Below are 22,537 nucleotides of genomic sequence, written 5' to 3' on the forward strand. Positions count from 1 at the left end.
GAGGTCCCCACGCCATGCCAGCGAAGAAGTCATCCGTCCCCAACCGCGGCTTCAAGGTCGCGGACCAGATCCAGCGCGATCTGTCGGAGCTGATCGCCCGCGAGCTGAAGGATCCGCGCGTGGGCATGGTCACCCTGCAGGCCGTCGAGGTCACGCCCGACTATGCCCACGCGAAAGTCTTTTTCAGCCTGCTGGTGGGCGATCCGCAGGAGACGCAGGAGGCCTTGAACCAGGCCGCCGGCTTCCTGCGTAACGGCCTGTTCAAGCGGCTGCACATCCACACCGTGCCGACGCTGCATTTCGTGTTCGACCGCACCACCGAGCGTGCGGCGGACATGAACGCCTTGATTGCCAAGGCGGTGTCCTCGCGCTCGAAAGACGAATAGACCGATGACGTCGCCATCCCGTGTCAGGGTGCAGCGGCGCCCTGTGCACGGGGTGTTGCTGCTCGACAAGCCGCTGGGCCTGTCCAGCAACCAGGCGCTGCAAAAGGCCAAATGGCTGCTGCGCGCCGAGAAGGCCGGCCATACCGGCACGCTGGATCCACTCGCGACCGGTGTGCTGCCGCTGTGCTTTGGTGCCGCCACCAAGTTCAGTCAGCTGCACCTGGACGCCGACAAGTGCTACGAGACCACGGTCCGCCTGGGCCGGACGACGAGCACCTCCGATGCCGAGGGCGAGGTGACCAGCGAGCAGCCGGTCGACTGCACGCCCGAGCAGGTGCAGGCGGTGCTGACGCGCTTCCGTGGCCCCATCTCGCAGGTGCCGCCCATGCACAGCGCCCTCAAGAAGGACGGCAAGGCGCTCTACGAATACGCCCGCGAAGGCATCGTGCTGGAGCGCGAGCCGCGTGCGGTCGTGATCCATGCGCTGACGCTGCTCGAAGCACAGCTGGCGGGACCAGAGCCCTTCCTGCGCCTGGCGGTGCAGTGTTCAAAGGGCACCTACATCCGCACGCTGGGCGCCGACATCGGCGCGGCGCTGGGCTGCGGCGGCCACCTGAAGGCCTTGCGCCGCACGCGCACCGGGCCGTTCTCGGCGCCGCAGTGCGTGTCGCTGCAGGCGCTGGAGGCCATGGACGACGTGCAGCGCCTGGAAGCGCTGCTGCCCACCGAAGCGCTCGTCGGCGGCCATGTGCCCGTCACGTTGGGCACGGAGGATGCTGGTCGCTTCCTGTCCGGCATGCGCCGGCGCGGCCACTGGGCCGACGCCGAGGCGGTGGCGGTCTTCGGCGCACAGCCGGAAGCCTTCCTGGGTAGTGCCCATGTGAAGGCCGGCGAACTGATTCCCGGGCGACTGCTGAGCCCGCTCGAAATCCAGCAGACCCTATTGCAAACCCATTCAAAGTCACTTGAGCCCTCGCAGGAGGTAACGACACCATGACCCGACAGATCCGCAACATCGCCATCATCGCCCACGTCGACCACGGCAAGACCACCATGGTGGACCAGCTGCTGCGCCAGTCCGGCACCTTTGCCGACCACGAGAAAGTGGTCGACACGGTGATGGACAACAACGCCATCGAAAAGGAACGGGGCATCACCATCCTGGCGAAGAACTGCGCCGTGAGCTGGAAGGGCACCCACATCAACATCGTCGACACGCCCGGCCACGCGGACTTCGGCGGCGAGGTGGAGCGTGCGCTGTCCATGGTGGACGGCGTGCTGCTGCTGATCGATGCGCAGGAAGGCCCGATGCCGCAGACGCGCTTCGTGACCAAGAAGGCGCTGGCCCTCGGCCTCAAGCCCATCGTCGTGGTCAACAAGGTCGACAAGCCTGGCGCCAACCCCGACAAGGTGGTGAACGCCGCCTTCGACCTGTTCGACAAGCTGGGCGCGACGGACGAGCAGCTCGACTTCCCCGTGGTGTACGCCTCGGGCATCAATGGCTGGTCCTCGCTGGAAGAAGGCGCGCCGGGCGAGCAGTGGGGCCCCGACATGTCGGCCCTGTTCGACACCGTGCTCAAGCACGTGCCCTCGCAGAAGGGTGACCCGGCCGCACCGCTGCAGCTGCAGATCTCGGCGCTCGACTTCTCCACCTTCGTCGGCCGCATCGGCGTGGGCCGCATCAGCCAGGGCACGCTCAAGCCCATGCAGGACGTGCTCGTGTGCGAAGGCCCGGACGGCAAGAGCTACAAGGGCCGCGTCAACCAGGTGCTGACCTTCCAGGGCCTGGACCGCGTGCAGGCCACCGAAGCCGGCCCGGGCGACATCGTGCTGATCAACGGCATCGCCGACATCGGCATCGGCGTGACCGTGACCGACCCGGCCAACCCGATGCCGCTGCCGATGCTCAAGGTGGACGAGCCCACCCTGACCATGAACTTCTGCGTCAACACCAGCCCGCTGGCCGGCCGCGAAGGCAAGTTCGTGACCAGCCGCCAGATCTGGGACCGTCTGCAGAAGGAACTGCAGCACAACGTCGCGCTGCGCGTGAACGAGACGGACGAGGAAGGTGTGTTCGAGGTCATGGGCCGCGGTGAACTGCACCTGACCATCCTGCTGGAGAACATGCGTCGCGAAGGCTACGAAATGGCCGTCTCCAAGCCGCGCGTGGTCTTCAAGACCGTCGACGGCGAGCGTCACGAGCCGATCGAGCTGGTGACGGCCGACATCGAGGAAGGCCACCAGGGCGGCGTGATGCAGGCCCTGGGCGAGCGCAAGGGCGAGCTGGTCAACATGGAACCGGACGGCCGCGGTCGCGTTCGTCTGGAATACCGCATTCCGGCCCGTGGTCTTATCGGCTTCACCAACGAGTTCCTGAACCTGACGCGCGGTTCGGGCCTCATCAGCAACATCTTCGACAGCTACGAGCCGCACAAGGGCGACATCGGCGGCCGCAAGAACGGTGTGCTGATCTCCATGGACGACGGTGAAATCTTCACCTACGCCCTGGGCAAGCTGGATGACCGCGGCCGCATGTTCGTGAAGGCGAACGATCCGGTGTACGAAGGCATGATCGTCGGCATCCACAGCCGCGACAACGACCTCGTGGTCAACGCAACGCGCACCAAGCAGCTGACCAACTTCCGCGTCAGCGGCAAGGAAGACGCGATCAAGATCACGCCGCCCATCGACCTGACGCTCGAATACGGCGTCGAGTTCATCGAGGACGACGAACTGGTTGAGATCACGCCCAAGAGCATCCGCCTGCGCAAGCGCTTCCTGAAGGAACATGAGCGCAAGCGCGCCAGCCGCGAAGCCTGATCCTGCGCGCTCGGCGCGGCACGGCCTCACGCATGGCCGTGCCGTCGCCCTGATGGTGCTGGTCACGCTCATGTGGGCGACGGCCGGCGTCGTCACCCGCCAGCTGGAGCGGGCGGCCAGCTTCGAGGTCACCTTCTGGCGCAGCGTGTTCACGCTGCTGGCCATGGTGCTGATCCTCGGTGCATGGCGCGGCCTGGGGCTGTGGCGCAGTCTGCGCGACGGCGGACGTCACCTCTGGATCTCCGGCGCGTGCTGGAGCGTGATGTTCACCGCCTTCATGGTGGCACTCACGCTGACCACGACGGCCAATGTGCTCGTCACGCTGGCCACCGGGCCGCTGCTCGCGGCCCTGGCGGCGCGCTTCTTCATCGGCCACCGCCTGCCGGCGCGCACCTGGGCGGCCATTGCCGTGGCGGGCGCGGGCATCGCCTGGATGTATGGCGCGCAGATTGGTGATGACGGCGCGCTGGCGGGCACGCTGGTCGCCCTGTGCGTGCCCATCGCCGGGGCTTGCCACTGGACCAACGTGCAGCAGGCCCATGCCAGCGGGGGCGACGTCGATCTGCTGCCGGCCGTGCTCATCGGAGCCGCCGTGTCGGCCGCCTGCACGTTGCCTCTGGCGTTGCCCTTCACGGCCAGCGGCCGCGATCTGGCGCTGCTGGGCTTTCTGGGCGTATTCCAGCTAGCCATTCCCTGCATGTTGTCGATGCTGGTGGCAGGGGTCCTGAAAGCGCCCGAGGTGGCGTTGCTGGCCCTGCTGGAAGTGCTCTTCGGCATCGCCCTGGCCTGGGTCGGTGCAGGCGAGGTGCCGGCGCCGACGGTGTTCAGCGGCGGCCTGCTGGTGATCGGCGCGCTGGCGGTCAACGAATGGCTGGGCTGGCGCGCGGCGCGTATGTCGCGCTGAGCACTTCGGACCGCGCTGGCGCAATGCAAAAGAAAAGGGGGCATGTGCCCCCTTCGTGCCTTTGGCGCCTTTCCGCCCGTCGAGCGGACCGCGGCGCCTGTCAGCGGCGTCTCAGGGGCGGGCCACCTTCCACGCGCCGTTGAGCATGCCTTCGCCGGTGCGGTCGCCCGGCTTGGCGTCCTTGGACCAGTAGTAGAGCGGCCAGCCGTTGTAGGCCCACTGCTTGCTGCCGTCGTCACGCATCACGATGGAGTAGCCGCCCATCGGCTTCGGGTCGGCGGGGGCCATCAGAGGCGGCCAGTTGGTGGCGCATTGGCCGTTGCACATCGACTTGCCGCTGTTCTGCGCGTCGCGGGCGAATGTGTAGAGCGTCTTGCCGCTCGGACCGATCAACACGCCGTCGACGGTGCGGGTGGGCGTGTCAGGCGCGGGGGTGGTGGCACAGCCGGCCAGCAGTGCTGCCAGTGCGAGGGCGGGGGCGCCGAACAGGGTGGTCTTTTTCATGGCGATCATGCATTTCTCCTGGTTGAACGAAAGACAGCGGAAAGAGTTTAGGAAGAGGCCCGGTGCCAGGCACGTAGGCGCAGGGCGAATTCGGTGCATGACTCATAGTTGCCCATGGACGGAACGCGCAAGCGCCAGGAGGCGGTCGCGGTCGAGTGGAGCGCTCAAGGCATAGCCGAAGCCGTCTTCCACCCAGTAGAACGTCGAGAGCTGGGGGCCTGCCTCGAAGCTGAAGGCAGCGCCATTCGCCTCGGGTTTGTCGGCTTCCAGCTGGCCGAGGTAGAGCGTCAGGCGATGTCCCTCGGCGTTCTGGTACATGAACTGCGCTCGTGCACCGGCCGAGCCTGGCAGCAGCCGCCCGCCGACCAGGGCGTAGCCTTGCGATGCCAGATCCGGGAGCTTGAGCGGCCGATCGAGTCGACGCGACAGCCACTGCACCAGGTGCTGCTCTTCCGCAGCCCCGACTTCGACGGGGTGGCGCTTCTCGGGCGTGTAGAGGCTGTATGCCACCTTTGCCTCGCGCACGAAGCCGTGCAGTGGCGGTGGCTGGGTCCGGGCCACCACTGCTCGTGCGCCGCTTTGCAGGCCACTGGCCCACCAGCCCGATCCAAAAGCCAGAACGATGGCGGCGGCCATGCCCGCCCAACGCAGGGTGCGTGCCTGTCGGCGCGCGCGCGCAATGGTCGCTTCGAGCGCCACGCCGGCCGCGTGGAGCCCGGCCGGTGGCGTCTCTTCGAGCACCTGTCCATGCAACTGCCGTAACTGGCTGCGCAGGCGATCCCAATCATCGTCGGATGAATGGTGCGGCGATGGCGGGTCGTGGCGATTCATGGCACGTCTCGGGAGCTCACTTGAGTCGGCGCAGGGCAGGGCGGCCAATCGGGCCGGCTTCGCTGCGTTCGGGCGGACTGCCGTCCATCAGCCGACGCAGCCGCTCCCGTGCGCGCGAAAGGCGCGACATCACCGTGCCCACCGGCACACCGAGTACACGGCCGATCTCCGCATAGGAGAGGTCTTCCAACGCGGCCAGCAGCAGAACCGCGCGCTGGTCTTCGGGCAAAAGCAGCAGGCAGCGCTGCAGGTCGAGCGGTCCATCGAGCGTGGCCGGCAAGGCGGCAGGTTCGGTTCCCAGCGCGTCGATGTCCATGGTCTGCACGGCTGTGCGCCGCACCTGGCTGGCGTGCAGGTTGTGCATGAGGGTGAACAGCCACGCGCGAAGGTCGGTGCCTGGCGTCCAGAGCGACCACTTGTGGCATGCGCGCTCCAGCGTGTCCTGCACGAGGTCGTCAGCGGCCCAGGCGTCGCCCGTCAGGGCGCGGGCGTAGCGCCGAAGGGCGGGTATCTGACCAACGATGGCGTGGGGCGCGCTCATTGACTGCATGAACGCTGCCCGAGTCGCGTTTATTCCCTGCAGGTCGAAAAAATTCGCAGGCTACCGGGCCCGCGCGCGCACTGCGCCATGATGAAGCGTGCTCGCGTCGGTCGAGGCCGGATTGCCGCGCTCAGCGGTTGTGCGTCTTGAGCGCCCGCTCCACCTCGCGCTTGCCTTCGCGATCCTTGATGGTGTCGCGCTTGTCGTGCTCGGCCTTGCCCTTGGCCAGCGCGATGTCGCATTTGACCTTGCCCGCCTTCCAGTGCAGGTTGAGCGGCACCAGCGTGTAGCCCTTCTGCTCGACCTTGCCGGTGAGGCGCCGGATCTCTTCCTTGTGCAGAAGCAGTTTCTTGGTGCGGATGGCGTCAGGGTTGACGTGGGTGGACGCGCTCTTGAGCGGGTTGATCTGGCAGCCCACGATGAACATCTCGCCATCGCGGATCAGCACGTAGCCGTCGGTCAACTGCACCTTGCCTTCGCGCAGCGCCTTGACCTCCCAGCCCTCGAGCACCATGCCGGCCTCATAGCGCTCCTCGAAGAAGTAGTTGTACGCCGCCTTCTTGTTGTCGGCGATACGGGGATTGGTGTTGTCCTGCTTTTTGTTGGCCATGTGGATTCCATTTGGGGGCGCATGGCATTCCTACAATCGGCTCGCACACACGTGCAGATTCTATGAAAAGTGTCCATAAGTCCGTCCTGATCTGGTACAGCGCTGCTGAGATGTACGACCTGGTGACCGATGTCGCCCGATACCCGGAATTTTTGCCGTGGTGCGACCGGGCCCAGGTCATCGAACAGGACGCCGCCGGCATGACCGCGGAAGTGGGCTTGGCGTTTGGGGGCATCCGGCAAAGTTTCACGACACGCAATACCCATATCCCCGGCCGTGAGGTTCAACTCAAACTGGTGAAGGGGCCGTTCTCCCAACTCGAAGGCATCTGGAAGTTCGCGCCGGTGGGCCAGGAGGGCGAGCGGGCCTGCCGCGTCACGCTCGACCTGAACTATGGCTTCGACAATTTCGCCCTTCAGGCGCTCGTCGGTCCCGTGTTCGACAAGATTGCGTCGACCTTGGTCGAGGCTTTCGTCAAGCGTGCCGAACAGGTCTATGGCGAAGGCGGACCCGCTGCATGATCGAGGTGGTCGTCAGTTGGTCGGCTGCGGAACGTCAGGTGGGCGAGCAGGTGCTTCGACTCGCTGAAGGCACCACGCTGCGACAGGCGGTCGCGGCCAGTGAAATTGCATATCGATGGCCCGCCTGGGCGCATGAGGCGAGTCCTGGGCTCTGGGGAAGGGCGGCGGCTTGGGACACCTGCCTGCGCGATGGTGACAGGGTCGAACTCTGCCGCCCGTTGCAGGCTGACCCGAAGGTGGCGCGACGGCAGCGCTTCCAGCGACAGGGCTCCCGGGCTGCTGGGCTGTTTGCCAAGCGTCGACAGGGGTCCAAGGCAGGTTATTGACCGTCGCCCGACGGCTCGCCTGGTCGGTCCCCGATCTGTCCGCGGGTTCGCGCTGAGAAAGGAACCGGCCTCAGCGTGCGCCGCAGTCGCTCTGTACGACGGCCTGCAGTCGACGCTGCTCCGCGCCGCGCGCGCCATCGTCCATGATTTCGCGCTCGCCCTGGCCGTTGACCCGCGCGACCCGGATGCCGCTCTCGAGCGTCGCCAGCCCCTGGCGGGCACGTGCACAGTTGTCTTGTCTGGCCTTCGCGACTTTCGCCTCGGCCTCGGCCCGCTTTGCCTTTTCGGCGTCCTCGGCTTGGCGAGCCTTTTCTTCCAGGGACCTGTCGACCCGCGGTGCCGACGCGGTGGGAGCCGGGGCTGGCGCGGGCGGTGCAGACATCGGGAGGCTGCTGCCCGCCGGACGTCCCACGATGTTGTGCGCCGGAACACCCGGGGGCGGCGGCCGGTCGCTGAAGACCTTTCGTCCGTTGCTATCGATCCATTGCCACTGGGCTTGGGCGGCCAGCGGCAGCGCCAGCATGGCCAACAGGACGCAGGTTGCGGGTCTCATCCGGCCAGTGTAGTGGCCGCGGTGGCGCCTCGTTACAATCCTTCTTTTGGAGCTTCACCATGCGCCTTCTCGGCAAAGCGCTCACCTTCGACGATGTGTTGCTGGTGCCTGCGTTCTCCCAGGTCCTGCCCAAGGACGCCTCCCTCAAGACCCGCCTTTCCCGCAACATTCAGCTGAACCTGCCCCTGGTTTCGGCGGCGATGGACACCGTGACCGAAGCCCGCCTGGCGATTGCCATCGCCCAGGAAGGCGGCATCGGCATCGTGCACAAGAACCTCACGGCCCAGCAGCAGGCGGCCGAGGTGGCGAAGGTCAAGCGTTATGAATCGGGCGTGCTGCGCGACCCGGTCGTGATCACGCCCCAGCACACGGTTCTGCAGGTGCTGCAACTCTCGGAAGAGCTGGGCATTTCCGGCTTCCCGGTGATCGACGGCGGGAAGGTCGTCGGCATCGTCACCGGCCGTGACCTGCGCTTCGAGACCCGCTACGACGTGCCCGTCACCGAGATCATGACGCCACGGGCCAAGCTCATCACGGTGAGCGAGGGCACCTCGCCCGCCGAGGCCAAGGCGCTGCTGAACAAGCACAAGCTCGAAAGGTTGCTGGTCGTGGCCGACGACTTCGAGCTCAAGGGCCTGATCACCGTCAAGGACATCACCAAGCAGACCAGTTTCCCGAACGCGGCGCGCGACGCATCGGGCCGCTTGCGCGTGGGGGCGGCCGTGGGTGTGGGCGAGGGCACCGAAGAACGTGTCGAGGCCCTGGTCAAGGCCGGCGTGGACGCCATCGTGGTCGACACCGCCCATGGCCACAGCAAGGGCGTGATCGAGCGCGTGCGCTGGGTCAAGCAGAACTATCCGCAGGTGGATGTGATCGGCGGCAACATCGCCACCGGCGCCGCCGCCAAGGCGCTGGCCGAGGCGGGCGCGGATGCGGTCAAGGTCGGCATCGGCCCGGGTTCCATCTGCACGACCCGCATCGTGGCTGGCGTGGGCGTGCCGCAGATCATGGCCATCGACAACGTGGCTACGGCGTTGGGCGACAGCATTCCGCTGATCGCCGATGGCGGCATCCGCTACTCGGGCGACATCGCCAAGGCCATCGCGGCCGGGGCGAGCACCGTGATGATGGGCGGCATGTTTGCCGGCACCGAAGAGGCGCCGGGCGAGATCATCCTGTTCCAGGGCCGCAGCTACAAGAGCTATCGCGGCATGGGTTCCATCGGTGCGATGCAGCAGGGCAGTGCCGACCGCTACTTCCAGGAGTCGAGCACCGGCAACCCCAATGCCGACAAGCTGGTGCCCGAAGGCATCGAAGGCCGTGTTCCCTACAAGGGGTCGATGCTGTCCATCGTCTACCAGATGGCTGGCGGCCTGCGCGCTTCGATGGGGTATTGCGGCTGCGCCACCATCGACGAGATGAAGGCGAATGCCGAGTTCGTCGAAATCACGGCAGCCGGCATCCGCGAAAGCCATGTGCACGATGTGCAGATCACCAAGGAAGCGCCCAACTATCGGGCCGAGTGATCCAGCTGCGTGCTAAAAGGGCCAGATTTTTCTGGCCCTTTTTTCTTTGCTGGTTAGAATATGGTCCGAATTTCCCATAGACGGGCCAGATTCGACATGCACACCGTCCCGATTCACCAAGCCAAAAGCCAGCTTTCCGAACTGATCCGCACTGTCGAGAGCGGTGAGGAGGTCGTGCTGACGCGCCACGGCAAGCGGGTGATCCGGCTGATCAAGGAGCCCGAGTCGGTGCAGCCCAGCATTGAGGCGCGTCGGCAGGCGATCGTGGCGGAACTGCAGGCACTTCGCGCCAAGGTGGCCGCGACGGCTTCGGAACAGGGCGCCGGATTCGACCTGCTGTGGCAGCAGCACGAGGCCGCCCAGTCAGCGCGCACGGGGTCATGGGTCAAGAGCGACCTTCCCACGGCCGGGCAGCCGAAGGACGACGATGCTGGTCATTGATGCCTCGGCTTTCACCCGCTGGGCCTTCCCGTCCGAAGGCAGCGACCGTGTGTCGCAGGCGCTGATCCGTGTCATGACCGAGGAAGAGAGCGCGACCAGCGCCGCCACCTTCCCGCTGGACGTGCTCCAGGCCACCGGCTGCGCACTCGCCACGGGTAGATTCACGACCGCTGTCCATCAGCACGTGCTGCGGTTGCTGAGCCGGCTGCCGGTGGCGCTGGCGCCCATGCGCATCTCGCCGCTGGAGTTCTGGACCTGGGCAGAGTCGATGCAGCTCGGTCCTCACGATGCGGCCTATCTCAAGCTGGCCGTCGACCTCAAGGCGCCCCTGGTCACCATGGCGCCTGCGCTTCATCGTGCCTGCCTTCAACTGGACCATCCCGTCATCACCGACCTGACCTGATGCGGCGCCGAACGGCCCGCGTCTCCCTTCTTTCGGAGCCCACCATGCAACACGACAAGATCCTCATCCTCGACTTCGGCTCGCAGGTCACGCAGCTGATCGCCCGCCGCGTGCGCGAAGCCCATGTGCTGAGCGAAGTGCATCCCTGCGACGTGACCGACGAATGGGTGCGCCAATACGCGGCCGATGGTTCGCTCAAGGGCGTGATCCTGTCGGGCAGCCATGCCAGCGTGTACGAAGAGAGCACCGACAAGGCGCCCCAGGCCGTGTTCGAGCTGGGCGTGCCGGTGCTGGGCATCTGCTACGGCATGCAGACCATGGCGCACCAGCTGGGTGGCAAGGTCGAAGGCGGCCACAAGCGCGAGTTCGGTTTCGCGGCCGTGAGGGCCCGCGGCCACACCGAACTGCTGCGCGACATCGCCGATTTCACCACCGACGAGGGCCACGGCATGCTCAACGTCTGGATGAGCCACGGCGACAAGGTGAGCGAACTGCCACCCGGCTTCAAGCTGATGGCCAGCACCGACAGCTGCCCCATCGCCGGCATGGCCGACGAGGCCCGCAAGTTCTACGCGGTGCAGTTCCATCCCGAGGTCACCCACACGCAGCAGGGCAAGGCCATCCTGGAGCGCTTTGTGCTCGGCATCTGCCAGGCCCAGCCCGACTGGGTCATGAAGGACCACATCGCCGAGGCGGTGGAGGCCATCCGCCAGCAGGTGGGCGATGAAGAGGTGATCCTCGGCCTGTCGGGCGGAGTCGATTCGTCCGTCGCCGCAGCGCTGATCCACCGCGCCATCGGCGACCAGCTGACCTGCGTCTTCGTCGACCACGGCCTGCTGCGCCTGGACGAGGGCAAGATGGTGATGGAGATGTTCGCCGGCAAGCTGCATGCGCGCGTGATCCACGTCGATGCCAGCGAACAGTTCCTGGGTCATCTGCAGGGCGTGAGCGACCCGGAGCAGAAGCGCAAGATCATCGGCCGCGAGTTCGTGGAGGTGTTCAAGGCCGAGGCCGCCAAGCTGAAGGCCGGCACCGGCGGCCACAAGGGCGCGACCTTCCTGGCCCAGGGCACCATCTATCCGGACGTGATCGAGTCCGGCGGCGCCAATAGCAAGAAGGCCGTCACCATCAAAAGCCATCACAACGTCGGTGGCCTGCCCGAACAGCTGGGCCTGAAGCTGCTGGAGCCACTGCGCGACCTGTTCAAGGACGAGGTGCGCGAGCTGGGCGTGGCTCTGGGCCTGCCGCCCGAGATGGTGTACCGCCATCCCTTCCCGGGCCCCGGCCTGGGCGTGCGCATCCTGGGCGAGGTTAAGAAGGAATACGCCGACCTGCTGCGCCGCGCGGACGCGATCTTCATCGAAGAGCTGCGCAACTTCCGCGATGAGGCCACGGGCAAGAGCTGGTATGACCTCACCAGCCAAGCTTTCACTGTCTTCCTGCCGGTCAAGAGCGTGGGCGTGATGGGCGATGGCCGCACCTACGACTACGTCGTGGCCCTGCGCGCCGTGCAGACCAGCGACTTCATGACCGCCGACTGGGCCGAACTGCCCTATGCGCTGCTGAAGAAGGTGTCGAGCCGCATCATCAACGAGGTGCGAGGGATCAATCGGGTGACTTACGACGTGTCGAGCAAGCCGCCGGCGACGATCGAATGGGAGTGAGCCTTTCCTGAACGGATGCAGCCAGTGGGGGTGTTGAGTTCGGTGAGGCGGCATCCGCGCCCACCCTCGGCCACGGTCGGGAGCATCGGCCGCCTCCGGCACTCCTGGAATCATGCACCGGGTTGCGCTCCGGCATGACCTGCGGTTTCTCCTCATCTCTTTAGAGGGGCCATGCCACCGAAACGGCGAGAAATGTCGCTAAAGTGACCCAGCCGGCAAGGAAGCCGGATCAACCAAGGAAAGCACAGGAATGAGCAAGAAAGTCGCTTACGTCACCGGTGGCATGGGGGGCATCGGAACCGCCATCTGCCGCCGTCTGTACCAGGATGGATTCACGGTGATCGCCGGTTGCGGGCCGACCCGCGATTTCAGCAAGTGGCTTGCAGAGCAGAAGGAAGAAGGTTTCGAATTCCACGCGTCTGTGGGCAACGTCGGCGCATGGGAGTCGACGGTCGAAGCTTTCTCCAAGGCCAAGGCCGAGCACGGCAGCATCGACGTGCTGGTCAACAATGCGGGGATCACGCGCGACCGCATGTTCGTGAAGATGACGCCGGACGACTGGAATGCGGTCATCGAAACCAATCTGAACAGCATGTTCAACGTCACCAAGCAGGTGGTGGGCGACATGGTCGAAAAGGGCTGGGGCCGCATCATCAACATCAGTTCGGTCAACGGTGCCAAGGGACAGGCAGGCCAGACCAACTACTCGGCTGCCAAGGCCGGCATGCACGGCTTCACCATGGCCCTGGCGCAGGAACTGGCCACCAAGGGCGTGACGGTCAACACCGTGAGCCCGGGCTACATCGGCACCGACATGGTCAAGGCCATTCGCCAGGAAGTGCTGGACAAGATTGTCGGCACGATCCCGGTCAAGCGCCTGGGCGAGCCGAGCGAGATCGCCTCGATCATCTCCTGGCTGGCATCCAGCGAAGGTGGCTATTCCACCGGTGCCGACTTCCCCGTCAACGGCGGCCTGCACATGCACTGACGCAGGGCTTGTCGCCCCTCAGTCCAACGCCCGTTGGACTGTCACGAAGCCCGCCCCCGCGCGGGTTTCGCGCTTTATGGGTCATGCAAAGGCCGTCAGTCCGGGCCGTCGGGACCGGGTCCTGCAAAATGGGCCGATGCACCATGGCGCTTCCCTCATCAGCACGATCGCAGCCGCCCTGGGGCTGGCACTGGCCTTCGGATTCATCGCAGCACGCCTGAGACTGCCGGCGCTTGTGGGCTATCTGCTCGCGGGCGTGATCATCGGGCCCTTCACGCCCGGCTTCGTGGCCGATGCCGACATCGCCTCCCAACTGGCCGAGATCGGCGTGATGTTGCTGATGTTCGGCGTAGGGCTGCATTTCTCCCTGGACGACCTGCTGCAGGTGCGGCGCATCGCCCTCCCGGGCGCGCTGGTGCAGATCGTGGCGGCCACCTGCATGGGGGGCCTTCTGGCCTTGTGGTGGGGGTGGAGCATCGGCGCCGCGCTGGTGTTCGGGCTGGCGCTTTCGGTGGCCAGCACGGTCGTGCTGCTGCGCGCATTGGAGAGCCTCGGCATCCTTGACACGCACACGGGGCGCATCGCCGTTGGCTGGCTGGTGGTGGAGGACCTCGCGATGGTGCTGGTGCTCGTTCTGCTGCCGCCGCTGGCCCACGTGCTGGGCGGGCGCCCGGAAGACGGCAGCGATGGGTCGATGGCCTCGCTCGGCCGCACCCTGGGCGTGACGCTGCTGCAGGTCGGTGGCTTCGTGGCCCTGATGCTCATCGTCGGCCGTCGCGTCTTTCCGTGGCTGCTGTGGCAGGTCACGCGCACCGGTTCGCGGGAGCTGTTCACCCTGTGCGTCGTCGCGGCCGCGGTCAGCATCGCCTTCGCGTCGGCCGCCTTGTTCGGCGTGTCGTTCGCGCTGGGTGCCTTTTTCGCCGGCATGGTGATGCGCGAATCCGAGTTCAGCCATCGGGCCGCGGAAGAGTCGCTGCCGCTGCGCGACGCCTTCGCCGTGCTGTTCTTCGTGTCGGTGGGCATGCTCTTCGACCCGGCCGTGCTGATCAGCCGGCCGCTGCAGGTGCTCGCCGTGGTGCTGGTGATCGTCGTGGGCAAGTCGGTGGCGGCCTGCCTGCTGGTGCTCGCCTTCCGGTATCCGCTGGCAACGGCGCTGACCGTGAGCGCGAGCCTGGCGCAGATCGGCGAGTTCTCGTTCATCCTCATGGCGCTTGGGCTGCGGATGGAACTCCTCCCGCCAGAGGCGCAGAGCCTGGTCCTCGCCGGCGCGCTGGTGTCGATCGCCACCAACCCGCTCTGGTTCAGCGCCATCCAGCCCATCCTGAACTGGCTGCGCGTCCATTCCTCGCTGGCCCGACGCCTCGAAGCCAGGGACGACCCTTTGGCTGAACTTCCAGCGAGCACGGCCGAGCGCTATTTGTCCAGACAGGTCGTCTTGGTGGGCTATGGGCGGGTGGGCCGGCGCATTGCAGCGCAACTGCGCGCCAATGACATTCCCTTTGTGGTCGCCGACCAGAATCGGGAGCTGATCGAGCGTTTGCGGGAGGAGGGGGGCGCCGCGGTGTGGGGTGACGCGGCAGAGCCCTCGGTGCTCATCCAGGCCCACATTGCGCGGGCGCGGGTGCTGGTGGTGGCCATTGCCGACCCGCTGAACGTGCGACAGATGATCGATACGGCGCGGGCGCTCAATCCCGATGTCGAGGTCGTGCTGCGTAGCCACAACGAGGATGAAGCGCAGCTGTTGCGGCAGGAACTGGCGGCCACGGTCTATCTTGGCGAGCAAGAACTCGCCCAGGCCATGGCCGGCGATGTGCTCAGCCGGGCGATGCCAAGGGTTCCCGTCGTCGCGTCATAAATCTTCGATGACCAGCGTGCGGTAGCGCTGGCCCATGGCGGGTGGCTTGTCGCGCAGCAGGGTGCGAAGTCGCTCCATCTCCTCGTCGGTTTCGGTGCGAACCAGCAGACCGGCGTGCCCTTCCTGCGCCAGCCTGACGTACGCCCGCACGGTGGCACCCTCGGTTCCGGGCGACGGCAAGGGGTTGTCGGCGTCGGAGGTTGTCGGGCCGATCTGGTTCGTGATCGCCTCAGGCGACACGAATGCCACGTCGTCACCGGGCACGCCACCCTCGGCGAGTGCCTGCGCAGCCCGACGAGCGGCAGCTTCATCGGCAAAGATCAACATCGTGTGGCCGGTGGGATAGAACGTCTTCCCGAGGGTCGACAGCATGTCTGGGGTCAGGGCGAAAGGCTTCATGGCGTCTCCAGCTTTGAGGCCGGCAACCGCATACGCGAGAGCAGGTGGACTGCCGGCCCAAGCAACCTAGGCATGCCCATCCCGTGGTCCTGTAGGAGCCAATGCCTGCAGACCGCCAGAATTTGTTAGCAAGCTCCTCCACATTGCGAAATATGTTTCTAATTGTGAATTTTTCGATACCTTTGAAGTGGAAGTGACGCCTAGGATGGCGGCATGAAAAGCGGTGTAGCGTTTCGATGGCTTCCTTACGTCGGTTTTGCCGGCCTCCTGGGCGGTGCTGCGGCGGCGTTCTGGATCGCCCCGCCGCGAACCTCCGCCGAATGGGCGGCATGGATTCAGGCGGCGTCCGTATTGCTGGCGTTGTGCCTGGCGCTGCGCCTGCAATACGCCGCGGGTCGGCAGGCGGCGCGTCAGGCCGATCAGGTGGCCACGCTCTTTGCAGCCAACATGCACTGGGTGTTCCGTGAGCTCAGCGATGCCTGCATCAAGCGAGCCTGGGCCGACTTTGCCGTCCATCGGCGCGTGCTGCAGGAGGTGCTGGCCCAGGGGCGCGAGGTGAGCCTCCAGCAGATCGATGGCTCGGGCCTGGCAATGGTGACCAGCCTGCGGGCGATGGCGGTCGAAGGCCTGGAGATGGTGGCCAGCCACACCCCTCAGGGCGACTGGCACCAGCTGCATCGCTATTTCGAAAAGCGGTTGCCCAGCATTGCGGGCTGGCTCGCGCTGTACGGGCATCCGCCAGAGAACAGCGGGCCGACCGACTACCAAGGGCTTCGGACGTCCTTCGGCCAGTTCGGTTGATCCTGTCCGACGCCGCCGCATCGGCGGGCGCTGGCGCTCAGTGCGGAATCTCGGCAGGACCGTCGGCGGCCTTCTTGGGTCTTCGGATGAGCACGAGTAGCGGGATGGTGACGGCCGTGAGCACCATCATGATCCAGAAGTCGTCCAGGTAGGCCACGAGGGTTGCATGGCGGGTGACCTCGGCGTTCAGTACGGCCAACCCGGTCGCGGTGTCGAGGTTCATGGCTGAAGGCAAGGCGAGCAGGCCTTGGTTGCCCGGCGACACGAGCGCGGCAAGATTCGCGTGAGCGCGTCCCGAGCCCTCGGTCAGCAGCGTCTGCACCACGGAGATGCCCACGCTGCTGCCGATGTGCGCATGAGGCTGAAGATCGGTGTGCCCTGGTTGCGCAGCCGCGCCGGCAACGTGGCGAAGGTGGCCGTCGAAAGCGGCACGAAGGTGAAGCCGATGCCCAGCCCCTGGATGAAGCCCGAGATGACGATCAGCGTGCTGTCCATGTCCGGCGTGAAGCGCGTCATCTGCCACAGCGAGAAGGCCGACATGCCGAAGCCGACCGCCATGATGGCGCGCACGTCGACGCGCTGGACGAGCCTGCCGACGACGATCATGGCGATCATCGTCCCGACGCCACGCGGCGCCGTGATCGCACCGGTGTAGACCACGGGGTAACCCATGAGTCCCTGCAGGAAGTTCGGCAGCAGCGAGGTGGTCGCGAACAGGATGATGCCGACGATGAAGGCGAAGAACTGGCCAGTGACGAAGTTGCGGTCCTTCAGCAGGTCGCGGTTGAGAAAGCTCACCCCCTGGACGGTCCAGGTGTGGACGGCGAAGAAGGCGAGGGCGACCACGGCGCCGATCGCCTCCAGGCGGATCTCCCACGAATCGAACCAGTCCAGCTGTTCCCCGCGGTCCAGAAAGAGCTGCAGCAAGCCGATGCCCAGGCTGAGCGTCGCGAAGCCGAACACGTCGAGCTTCTCGGACTTCGGTCGGCTTTCGGGCAGGTAGCGGGCGATGCCCCAGAAGGCCACGATGCCCACCGGCAGGTTGATGAAGAAGACCCAGCGCCAGTCGAGCTGATCAGTCAGCCATCCGCCCAGCAGCGGGCCCAGGATGGGGCCGATCATGATGCCCGCGCCCCAGATGGCCATGGCCTGGCCCACCTTCTCGCGCGGGTTGATGTCGAGCAGCACGGCCTGCGACAGCGGCACCAGCGCGGCGCCGAAGACGCCCTGCAGCAGCCGCGCGCCGACGATCTCGACCAGCGAACCGGCGATGCCGCACAGCGCCGACGCGACCGTGAAGCCCACCACCGACACCAGAAAGACGCGCCGCCGGCCCCACCGGCCGCAGAACCAGCCGGTCAGCGGCAGGGTGATGGCCGCCGCGACGATGTACGAGGTCAGCACCCAGGTGATCTGGTCCTGCGATGCCTGCAAGCTGCCCTGCATGTGGGGCAGGGCGACGTTGGCAATGGTGGTGTCCAGCGCCTGCATGATCGTCGCCAGCATGATCGAGACGGTGATCATGCCGCGGTGGGGCACGGGGTTCTGGGGGGTGGGGGTCATGGGGCGTTCTCTTCGAGGCCGCGGGTCGCGTCGCCATCGTGCAGCGCAGCCGGCGTCGACTCCGTTTGCCAGGCCAGCAGGCCTTCACGGGCCTTGGCCAGCAGAGCCAGAAGCTGGGCTTGCTCGTCGGCGCTGAGCGTCACGAGACCGTGCGCCAGCACCTCGTCGCTGATCGCCAGCGCCTCGTCCATGGCCTCAAGGGCGCGGGGCGTCGCGTGGATCAGCTTGACGCGGCGGTCGTGGGGCGAGGGCTCGCGCCGGATCCAGCCGCCGGTCTCCATGCGGTCGCAGAGGGTGGCGACGGCCATGGCGCTGGTTTCCAGGCGTTGGGCCAGGGCGGCCTGCGACAACGGTTCTGGCTGTTCGGGATGCGCCAGCGCCCAGAGCAACCGGCATTGCGCGAGGGACAGACCCATTCGCTCGCGGGCCAGCCGGTCGAAGTGGGCGCCGTGCAGCTTGGCCACCTGGTTCACCAGAAAGCTGAAGCGCTTGGAGGGATCGATTTTCATAAACACTTATATCGTAAGCATGTTTATTAAACGAGGCTGACTGGCCGACGCCACACTTGGGCCGCGGTTCGGGGCCGCCGCCAGGGCTGGCTTTGCCGCGCGTATCGCTGGGACCTGGGAAAATGCCGACCTTTCGCCGCCCCGGGCGACCTTGCGCGGCGCGACTTCATGTTTTTCTTCCCCGCGAAACGAGCGTCAACGCCGACGCTATTCGCCGGCCTCACGCCCGACCGGCACCTCTGCCCCAGTTCATGAACGACAAGGACCTTTCCTCATCCCCGCAGGCGTCGCTGCCCGTCGGCCGCCTGTCCGTTGCCCCGATGTTGGACTGGACGGAGCGCCACTGTCGCTACTTCCACCGCCTGCTCAGCCGCCATGCGTTGCTGTACACCGAGATGGTGAACACCGGCGCCATCCTGCACGGCGATGTCGCCCGACACCTGCGCTTCGACGAGACCGAGCACCCCGTCGCGCTGCAACTGGGCGGCAGCGAGCCCGCCGACCTGGCGGCCAGCGCGCGGCTGGGCGAGCAGTGGGGTTACGACGAGATCAACCTCAACTGCGGCTGCCCCAGCGAGCGGGTGCAGCGCGGTGCCTTCGGCGCCTGCCTGATGGCGGAGCCGGCGCTGGTGGCCGATGGCGTGAAGGCGATGCTGGACGCCGTGAGCGTGCCTGTGACCGTCAAGCACCGCATCGGCATCGATCGGGTGGAGAGCTACGACTTCGTGCGCGACTTCGTCGGCACCGTGGCCGACGCCGGTTGTCGCCACTTCATCGTGCATGCGCGCAATGCGTGGCTCAAGGGCCTGAGCCCCAAGCAGAACCGGGAGATCCCGCCGCTGCGCTACGAGCTGGTGCACCGGCTCAAACACGACTTTCCTCAGCTGTTCATCGCCATCAACGGCGGCATCCAGACCGAAGAGCAGGTGCACGCGCAATTGCGCCTGCTCGACGGCGTGATGGTGGGCCGCGAGGCCTACCACAACCCCTGGTGGCTTTCGCAGTGGGACAGCGCCTTCTTCGGCGATGCGCCGCGTGAGATGACGCGCGAGGAGGTGGAGGTGCAGATGTGCGACTACATGCGTCGCGAGAAGCAGGCGCACGGCACGTCGTGGCAGTCGATCGCGCGGCACATGCTGGGGCTGCGCAATGGCCTGCCGGGGGCGCGTCGGTGGCGGCAGGTGTGGAGCGACCATCGCCTGCGCGAGCTGGATCCGCACGAGGTCATGGCGCGGGCGCACGCGAGCGCCACGGCCGAGGCCTGAGCGCACAGGGCGGCGCCGGCCCGGCTACGGGCGGGCGGTCGGCCCATTGGCACGGCCTTGCGCCGCGCCGCGTTGCAGTCCAAGCGGCGGCGCGCGCCGACTCAGGATGCCGCGTCGAGTCCGTTCACGAAGTGCTCGCGCATGCGCGCCTCGGCCGCCTGCGCGTCCCGAGCCTCGATGGCAGCCACCAGAGCGCGGTGCTCCGCCAGCGATTCCTCGATGCGCCCCGCCTTCAGCAGCGAGTTGTGGCGGTTGAGCTTCATCACCTTGCGCAGGTCCGCCACCATCTGGTCGCGCCAGCGGTTGTCGCCAATGGCCAGCAGCCGCATGTGGAAGCGCTCATTGACGGCGAAGAAGTGCTCCCGGTCCACCTGGCCGGGGCGGGCGGCGGCCTCCAGTTCGTCGTGAAGGGCGCGCAGCTCGGCGATCTGGGCCTCGGTGGCGCGCGTGGCAACCACGCCGGCCGCGTCGCTTTCCAGCAGGCCGAGCAGGTGGTACACGTCGGCCAGGTCGCGGTCGGACACCTCGGTCACATAGGCGCCGCGGCGCAGCTTCATCGTCACCAGGCCTTCGGCGGCCAGCACCTTCAGCGCCTCGCGCAGCGGCGTGCGGCTGATGCCCAGTTCTTCCGCGATGCGCAGTTCGTCGATCCAGCTGCCGGGCTCCAGTTCGCGGCGGAAGATGCGCTGGCGCAGCAGCTCCGCCACCTCTTCATAGAGGGCGCGCGGGGTGAAGGTCAGGGCAGACATGGGCGCGACTGTATCGCAGAAGAAGCCCCTAATTCATAATTGAATTAATAATTACAGACAGCTAGACTTGCGGGATTCCCCGGGGTCGGCAAGCGTGGCCGCACTTCCGGCACCAGAGGTCAAGCGAGAGAGACGAAGCATGGCGGATTCCGAATTCAAGCCCTCCACCCTCGAAGACTGGGCGCGCGCCGCGGCCAAGTCGGCCCCCGGCGGCGACGTCTCGGCGCTGAACTGGGTGACGCCCGACGGCATCACCGTCAAGCCGCTCTACACGGCCGCCGACCTGCAGGGCCTGCGCCACAGCGACACGCTGCCCGGCTTCGAGCCCTACATCCGCGGCCCGCAGGCGACGATGTACGCCGTGCGACCCTGGACCATCCGCCAGTACGCCGGCTTCTCCACCGCGGAGGAATCGAATGCCTTCTACCGCAAGGCGCTGGCCGCGGGCGGGCAGGGCGTGTCGGTGGCCTTCGACCTGGCAACCCATCGCGGCTACGACAGCGACCATCCGCGCGTGACCGGCGACGTCGGCAAGGCCGGTGTGGCCATCGATTCGGTGGAGGACATGAAGATCCTGTTCGACGGCATCCCGCTCGACAAGGTCAGCGTGTCGATGACCATGAACGGCGCCGTGCTGCCCGTGCTGGCCGGCTACGTGGTGGCGGCGGAAGAGCAGGGCGTGTCGCAGGACAAGCTCAGCGGGACCATCCAGAACGACATCCTCAAGGAGTTCATGGTCCGCAACACGTACATCTATCCGCCCGAGCCGAGCATGCGGATCATCGGCGACATCATCGAGTACACGGCCAAGAACATGCCGAAGTTCAACTCGATCTCGATCTCCGGCTACCACATGCAGGAAGCCGGCGCCAACCAGGCGCTGGAGCTGGCCTTCACGCTGGCCGACGGCAAGGAATACGTGAAGACCGCCATCGCCAAGGGCATGGACGTGGACGACTTCGCCGGGCGCCTGAGCTTCTTCTGGGCCATCGGCATGAACTTCTACCTGGAAGTCGCCAAGATGCGAGCCGCCCGCCTGCTGTGGTGCCGGATCATGAAGGCCACGGGAGCCAAGAACCCCAAGAGCCTGATGCTGCGCACGCACTGCCAGACCTCGGGCTGGTCGCTTACCGAGCAGGACCCCTACAACAACGTGGTGCGCACCACCATCGAGGCCATGGCCGCAGTCTTCGGCGGCACGCAGTCGCTGCACACCAATGCGCTGGACGAGGCCATCGCGCTGCCGACCGAGTTCAGCGCCCGCATCGCCCGCAACACGCAGCTGATCATCCAGGAAGAGACGCACATCACCAACGTCATCGACCCCTGGGCTGGCAGCTACATGATGGAGAAGCTCACCCAGGACATGGCCGATGCCGCCTGGGCCATCATCGAGGAGGTCGAGGCCATGGGCGGCATGACCAGGGCGGTCGACAGCGGCTGGGCCAAGCTCAAGATCGAGGCCGCGGCGGCCGAGAAGCAGGCGCGCATCGACTCGGGCCGCGACGTCATCGTCGGCGTTAACAAGTACAAGCTCAAGAACGAGGACCCGGTCGAGATCCTCGCCATCGACAACATGAAGGTGCGCGACCAGCAGGTGGCGCGCCTGCAGAACATCCGCGCCGCGCGCGATGGCGCCAAGGTGCAGGCGGCACTCGACGCACTCACGGCCGCGGCCGAGAAGAACGAGGGCAACCTGCTCGACCTCAGCATCCAGGCCATCCGCCTGCGCGCCACGGTGGGCGAGGTGTCGGACGCGCTGGAAAAGGCCTTCGGCCGCCACCGCGCCGACACGCAGAAGGTGACTGGCGTCTACGCCGCTGCCTACGACTCGGCCGAAGGCTGGGAGGCGCTCAAGAAAGAGATCGACGCCTTCGCCGAGCACCAGGGCCGCCGGCCGCGCGTGATGATCTCCAAGCTGGGCCAGGACGGCCACGACCGCGGCGCCAAGGTGGTGGCTACGGCCTTCGCCGACCTGGGCTTCGACGTGGACATGGGGCCGCTCTTCCAGACCCCCGAGGAATGCGCCCGCCAGGCCATCGAGAACGACGTGCATGCCGTGGGCGTGAGCACGCTGGCGGCGGGCCACAAGACGCTGGTGCCGGCCATCATCGAAGAACTGAAGAAGCAGGGCGCGGACGACATCATCGTGTTCGTGGGCGGCGTCATCCCGCGGCAGGACTATGAGTTCCTGTACGAGGCGGGCGTGAAGGGCATCTATGGGCCCGGCACGCCGATTCCGGCGAGTGCGAAGGATGTGCTGGAGCAGATCCGGGCGGCTGTCGCCGCTTGAGGCTGGTCTGTGCCTGTCCTCTGTAGCTCCGCCGCCGATCCCTTGCAGCCCTTTCCACCGTTCAGGCTGAGCTTGTCGAAGCCCT

General features: G+C 66.5%; 23 protein-coding genes and 1 pseudogene. 15 read left to right on the forward strand and 9 right to left on the reverse strand.

The genetic code is table 11. The features are described 5' to 3' along the window. The first annotated feature begins 14 nt into the window (after nt 1–14). Genes rbfA through BXA03_RS04920 form a run of 4 tightly spaced genes read left to right on the forward strand, consistent with a single transcriptional unit; the run spans nt 15 to nt 4,110 of the window. Nucleotides 15–386 carry a 30S ribosome-binding factor RbfA gene (gene rbfA / locus BXA03_RS04905; protein WP_017760210.1) on the forward strand — a complete coding sequence of 124 codons (372 nt, stop codon included), beginning with the start codon at nt 15–17 and terminating at the stop codon, nt 384–386. A 4-nt stretch (nt 387–390) separates the two neighbouring features. Beyond that, nucleotides 391–1,383 carry a tRNA pseudouridine(55) synthase TruB gene (gene truB, locus BXA03_RS04910; protein WP_076504477.1) on the forward strand — a complete coding sequence of 331 codons (993 nt, stop codon included), beginning with the start codon at nt 391–393 and terminating at the stop codon, nt 1,381–1,383. Continuing rightward, nucleotides 1,380–3,206, forward strand: coding sequence for a translational GTPase TypA (typA, locus tag BXA03_RS04915; RefSeq protein ID WP_076504479.1), 1,827 nt, complete (start codon nt 1,380–1,382; stop codon nt 3,204–3,206). Before truB ends, typA begins: the two co-directional genes overlap by 4 nt. After that, complete coding sequence (locus tag BXA03_RS04920; protein WP_076504481.1) at nt 3,175–4,110, forward strand: DMT family transporter; 936 nt, start codon at nt 3,175–3,177, stop codon at nt 4,108–4,110. The genes typA and BXA03_RS04920 overlap by 32 nt, the downstream gene beginning before the upstream one ends. A 111-nt stretch (nt 4,111–4,221) precedes the next feature. On the opposite strand, the gene BXA03_RS04925 is transcribed toward BXA03_RS04920, so the two are convergent. From BXA03_RS04925 to smpB, 4 genes are all read right to left on the reverse strand, one after another. Next, nucleotides 4,222–4,623, reverse strand: coding sequence for a COG4315 family predicted lipoprotein (locus BXA03_RS04925; RefSeq protein WP_369822394.1), 402 nt, complete (start codon nt 4,621–4,623; stop codon nt 4,222–4,224). Nucleotides 4,624–4,716: 93 nt separating this feature from the next. Then, nucleotides 4,717–5,445, reverse strand: coding sequence for an anti-sigma factor family protein (locus tag BXA03_RS04930; RefSeq protein WP_143476210.1), 729 nt, complete (start codon nt 5,443–5,445; stop codon nt 4,717–4,719). A gap of 16 nt (nt 5,446–5,461) precedes the next feature. Next, on the reverse strand, nt 5,462–5,986 hold the full coding sequence (locus BXA03_RS04935; RefSeq protein ID WP_076504483.1) for a sigma-70 family RNA polymerase sigma factor: 525 nt from the start codon (nt 5,984–5,986) through the stop codon (nt 5,462–5,464). A 130-nt stretch (nt 5,987–6,116) separates the two neighbouring features. Next, complete coding sequence (gene smpB / locus BXA03_RS04940; RefSeq protein ID WP_076504485.1) at nt 6,117–6,596, reverse strand: SsrA-binding protein SmpB; 480 nt, start codon at nt 6,594–6,596, stop codon at nt 6,117–6,119. A gap of 62 nt (nt 6,597–6,658) precedes the next feature. On the opposite strand from smpB, the gene BXA03_RS04945 reads away from it, so the two are divergent. Next, entirely contained in the window at nt 6,659–7,117 is a 459-nt protein-coding gene (locus BXA03_RS04945) for a type II toxin-antitoxin system RatA family toxin (protein ID WP_076504487.1), read from the forward strand. After that, entirely contained in the window at nt 7,114–7,443 is a 330-nt protein-coding gene (locus BXA03_RS04950) for an RnfH family protein (protein ID WP_076504489.1), read from the forward strand. The genes BXA03_RS04945 and BXA03_RS04950 overlap by 4 nt, the downstream gene beginning before the upstream one ends. Nucleotides 7,444–7,513: 70 nt before the next feature. On the opposite strand, the gene BXA03_RS04955 is transcribed toward BXA03_RS04950, so the two are convergent. Further along, nucleotides 7,514–7,996: a DUF4124 domain-containing protein gene (locus BXA03_RS04955; RefSeq protein WP_076504491.1), complete on the reverse strand. Its 483-nt coding sequence runs from the start codon at nt 7,994–7,996 to the stop codon at nt 7,514–7,516. 59 nt (nt 7,997–8,055) lie between these two features. Here BXA03_RS04955 and guaB point away from each other — a divergent pair, with 59 nt between their 5' ends. The 6 genes from guaB to ybaL all read left to right on the forward strand — a co-directional run bounded on the left by guaB (nt 8,056) and on the right by ybaL (nt 14,873). Then, nucleotides 8,056–9,522, forward strand: a complete 1,467-nt coding sequence (gene guaB, locus BXA03_RS04960) for an IMP dehydrogenase (protein ID WP_076504493.1) — start codon at nt 8,056–8,058, stop codon at nt 9,520–9,522. Nucleotides 9,523–9,618: 96 nt separating this feature from the next. Beyond that, a complete protein-coding gene (locus BXA03_RS04965) occupies nt 9,619–9,963 on the forward strand; it encodes a type II toxin-antitoxin system Phd/YefM family antitoxin (protein WP_076504496.1) in 345 nt (114 codons plus the stop codon). Then, the gene (locus BXA03_RS04970) at nt 9,950–10,366 is read left to right on the forward strand and encodes a type II toxin-antitoxin system VapC family toxin (RefSeq protein WP_076504499.1); all 417 of its coding nucleotides are present in this window, start codon (nt 9,950–9,952) and stop codon (nt 10,364–10,366) included. Before BXA03_RS04965 ends, BXA03_RS04970 begins: the two co-directional genes overlap by 14 nt. 44 nt (nt 10,367–10,410) lie before the next feature. Continuing rightward, a complete protein-coding gene (gene guaA / locus BXA03_RS04975) occupies nt 10,411–12,030 on the forward strand; it encodes a glutamine-hydrolyzing GMP synthase (protein WP_076504501.1) in 1,620 nt (539 codons plus the stop codon). Nucleotides 12,031–12,280: 250 nt separating this feature from the next. Beyond that, nucleotides 12,281–13,018 carry an acetoacetyl-CoA reductase gene (phbB, locus tag BXA03_RS04980; protein ID WP_076504504.1) on the forward strand — a complete coding sequence of 246 codons (738 nt, stop codon included), beginning with the start codon at nt 12,281–12,283 and terminating at the stop codon, nt 13,016–13,018. A gap of 136 nt (nt 13,019–13,154) precedes the next feature. After that, entirely contained in the window at nt 13,155–14,873 is a 1,719-nt protein-coding gene (gene ybaL / locus BXA03_RS04985) for a cation:proton antiporter domain-containing protein (RefSeq protein WP_076504507.1), read from the forward strand. On the opposite strand, the gene BXA03_RS04990 is transcribed toward ybaL, so the two are convergent. Continuing rightward, nucleotides 14,868–15,272: a hypothetical protein gene (locus BXA03_RS04990; RefSeq protein WP_076504510.1), complete on the reverse strand. Its 405-nt coding sequence runs from the start codon at nt 15,270–15,272 to the stop codon at nt 14,868–14,870. The genes ybaL and BXA03_RS04990 overlap by 6 nt on opposite strands. Before the next feature lie 351 nt (nt 15,273–15,623). Here BXA03_RS04990 and BXA03_RS04995 point away from each other — a divergent pair, with 351 nt between their 5' ends. Next, nucleotides 15,624–16,073, forward strand: coding sequence for a hypothetical protein (locus BXA03_RS04995; RefSeq protein WP_076504513.1), 450 nt, complete (start codon nt 15,624–15,626; stop codon nt 16,071–16,073). Nucleotides 16,074–16,110: 37 nt separating this feature from the next. On the opposite strand, the pseudogene BXA03_RS05000 reads toward BXA03_RS04995, so the two are convergent. Beyond that, nucleotides 16,111–17,636, reverse strand: a pseudogene (locus BXA03_RS05000) (DHA2 family efflux MFS transporter permease subunit). Then, nucleotides 17,633–18,145, reverse strand: coding sequence for a MarR family winged helix-turn-helix transcriptional regulator (locus tag BXA03_RS05005; protein ID WP_076504515.1), 513 nt, complete (start codon nt 18,143–18,145; stop codon nt 17,633–17,635). The pseudogene BXA03_RS05000 and the gene BXA03_RS05005 overlap by 4 nt, the downstream one beginning before the upstream one ends. A 251-nt stretch (nt 18,146–18,396) precedes the next feature. On the opposite strand from BXA03_RS05005, the gene dusA reads away from it, so the two are divergent. Continuing rightward, nucleotides 18,397–19,410 (forward strand): tRNA dihydrouridine(20/20a) synthase DusA, encoded by a 1,014-nt coding sequence (dusA, locus tag BXA03_RS05010; protein WP_076504518.1) that lies wholly within the window; start codon nt 18,397–18,399, stop codon nt 19,408–19,410. Nucleotides 19,411–19,511: 101 nt separating this feature from the next. On the opposite strand, the gene BXA03_RS05015 is transcribed toward dusA, so the two are convergent. Further along, on the reverse strand, nt 19,512–20,159 hold the full coding sequence (locus BXA03_RS05015) for a GntR family transcriptional regulator (RefSeq protein ID WP_076504520.1): 648 nt from the start codon (nt 20,157–20,159) through the stop codon (nt 19,512–19,514). Nucleotides 20,160–20,298: 139 nt separating this feature from the next. On the opposite strand from BXA03_RS05015, the gene scpA reads away from it, so the two are divergent. Then, nucleotides 20,299–22,452: a methylmalonyl-CoA mutase gene (gene scpA / locus BXA03_RS05020; protein WP_076504522.1), complete on the forward strand. Its 2,154-nt coding sequence runs from the start codon at nt 20,299–20,301 to the stop codon at nt 22,450–22,452. Nucleotides 22,453–22,537: the final 85 nt, after the last annotated feature.

It is taken from the genome of Pseudacidovorax sp. RU35E, assembly GCF_900156165.1.
Classification (GTDB): domain Bacteria; phylum Pseudomonadota; class Gammaproteobacteria; order Burkholderiales; family Burkholderiaceae_C; genus Xenophilus.

Coding starts and splice junctions, on each gene's coding strand:
- rbfA (WP_017760210.1), top strand. CDS start 15: ATGCCAGCGAAGAAGTCATCCGTCCCCAACCGCGGCTTCAAGGTCGCG.
- truB (WP_076504477.1), top strand. CDS start 391: ATGACGTCGCCATCCCGTGTCAGGGTGCAGCGGCGCCCTGTGCACGGG.
- typA (WP_076504479.1), top strand. CDS start 1,380: ATGACCCGACAGATCCGCAACATCGCCATCATCGCCCACGTCGACCAC.
- BXA03_RS04920 (WP_076504481.1), top strand. CDS start 3,175: ATGAGCGCAAGCGCGCCAGCCGCGAAGCCTGATCCTGCGCGCTCGGCG.
- BXA03_RS04925 (WP_369822394.1), bottom strand. CDS start 4,623: ATGATCGCCATGAAAAAGACCACCCTGTTCGGCGCCCCCGCCCTCGCA.
- BXA03_RS04930 (WP_143476210.1), bottom strand. CDS start 5,445: ATGAATCGCCACGACCCGCCATCGCCGCACCATTCATCCGACGATGAT.
- BXA03_RS04935 (WP_076504483.1), bottom strand. CDS start 5,986: ATGAGCGCGCCCCACGCCATCGTTGGTCAGATACCCGCCCTTCGGCGC.
- smpB (WP_076504485.1), bottom strand. CDS start 6,596: ATGGCCAACAAAAAGCAGGACAACACCAATCCCCGTATCGCCGACAAC.
- BXA03_RS04945 (WP_076504487.1), top strand. CDS start 6,659: ATGAAAAGTGTCCATAAGTCCGTCCTGATCTGGTACAGCGCTGCTGAG.
- BXA03_RS04950 (WP_076504489.1), top strand. CDS start 7,114: ATGATCGAGGTGGTCGTCAGTTGGTCGGCTGCGGAACGTCAGGTGGGC.
- BXA03_RS04955 (WP_076504491.1), bottom strand. CDS start 7,996: ATGAGACCCGCAACCTGCGTCCTGTTGGCCATGCTGGCGCTGCCGCTG.
- guaB (WP_076504493.1), top strand. CDS start 8,056: ATGCGCCTTCTCGGCAAAGCGCTCACCTTCGACGATGTGTTGCTGGTG.
- BXA03_RS04965 (WP_076504496.1), top strand. CDS start 9,619: ATGCACACCGTCCCGATTCACCAAGCCAAAAGCCAGCTTTCCGAACTG.
- BXA03_RS04970 (WP_076504499.1), top strand. CDS start 9,950: ATGCTGGTCATTGATGCCTCGGCTTTCACCCGCTGGGCCTTCCCGTCC.
- guaA (WP_076504501.1), top strand. CDS start 10,411: ATGCAACACGACAAGATCCTCATCCTCGACTTCGGCTCGCAGGTCACG.
- phbB (WP_076504504.1), top strand. CDS start 12,281: ATGAGCAAGAAAGTCGCTTACGTCACCGGTGGCATGGGGGGCATCGGA.
- ybaL (WP_076504507.1), top strand. CDS start 13,155: ATGCACCATGGCGCTTCCCTCATCAGCACGATCGCAGCCGCCCTGGGG.
- BXA03_RS04990 (WP_076504510.1), bottom strand. CDS start 15,272: ATGAAGCCTTTCGCCCTGACCCCAGACATGCTGTCGACCCTCGGGAAG.
- BXA03_RS05005 (WP_076504515.1), bottom strand. CDS start 18,145: ATGAAAATCGATCCCTCCAAGCGCTTCAGCTTTCTGGTGAACCAGGTG.
- dusA (WP_076504518.1), top strand. CDS start 18,397: ATGAACGACAAGGACCTTTCCTCATCCCCGCAGGCGTCGCTGCCCGTC.
- BXA03_RS05015 (WP_076504520.1), bottom strand. CDS start 20,159: ATGTCTGCCCTGACCTTCACCCCGCGCGCCCTCTATGAAGAGGTGGCG.
- scpA (WP_076504522.1), top strand. CDS start 20,299: ATGGCGGATTCCGAATTCAAGCCCTCCACCCTCGAAGACTGGGCGCGC.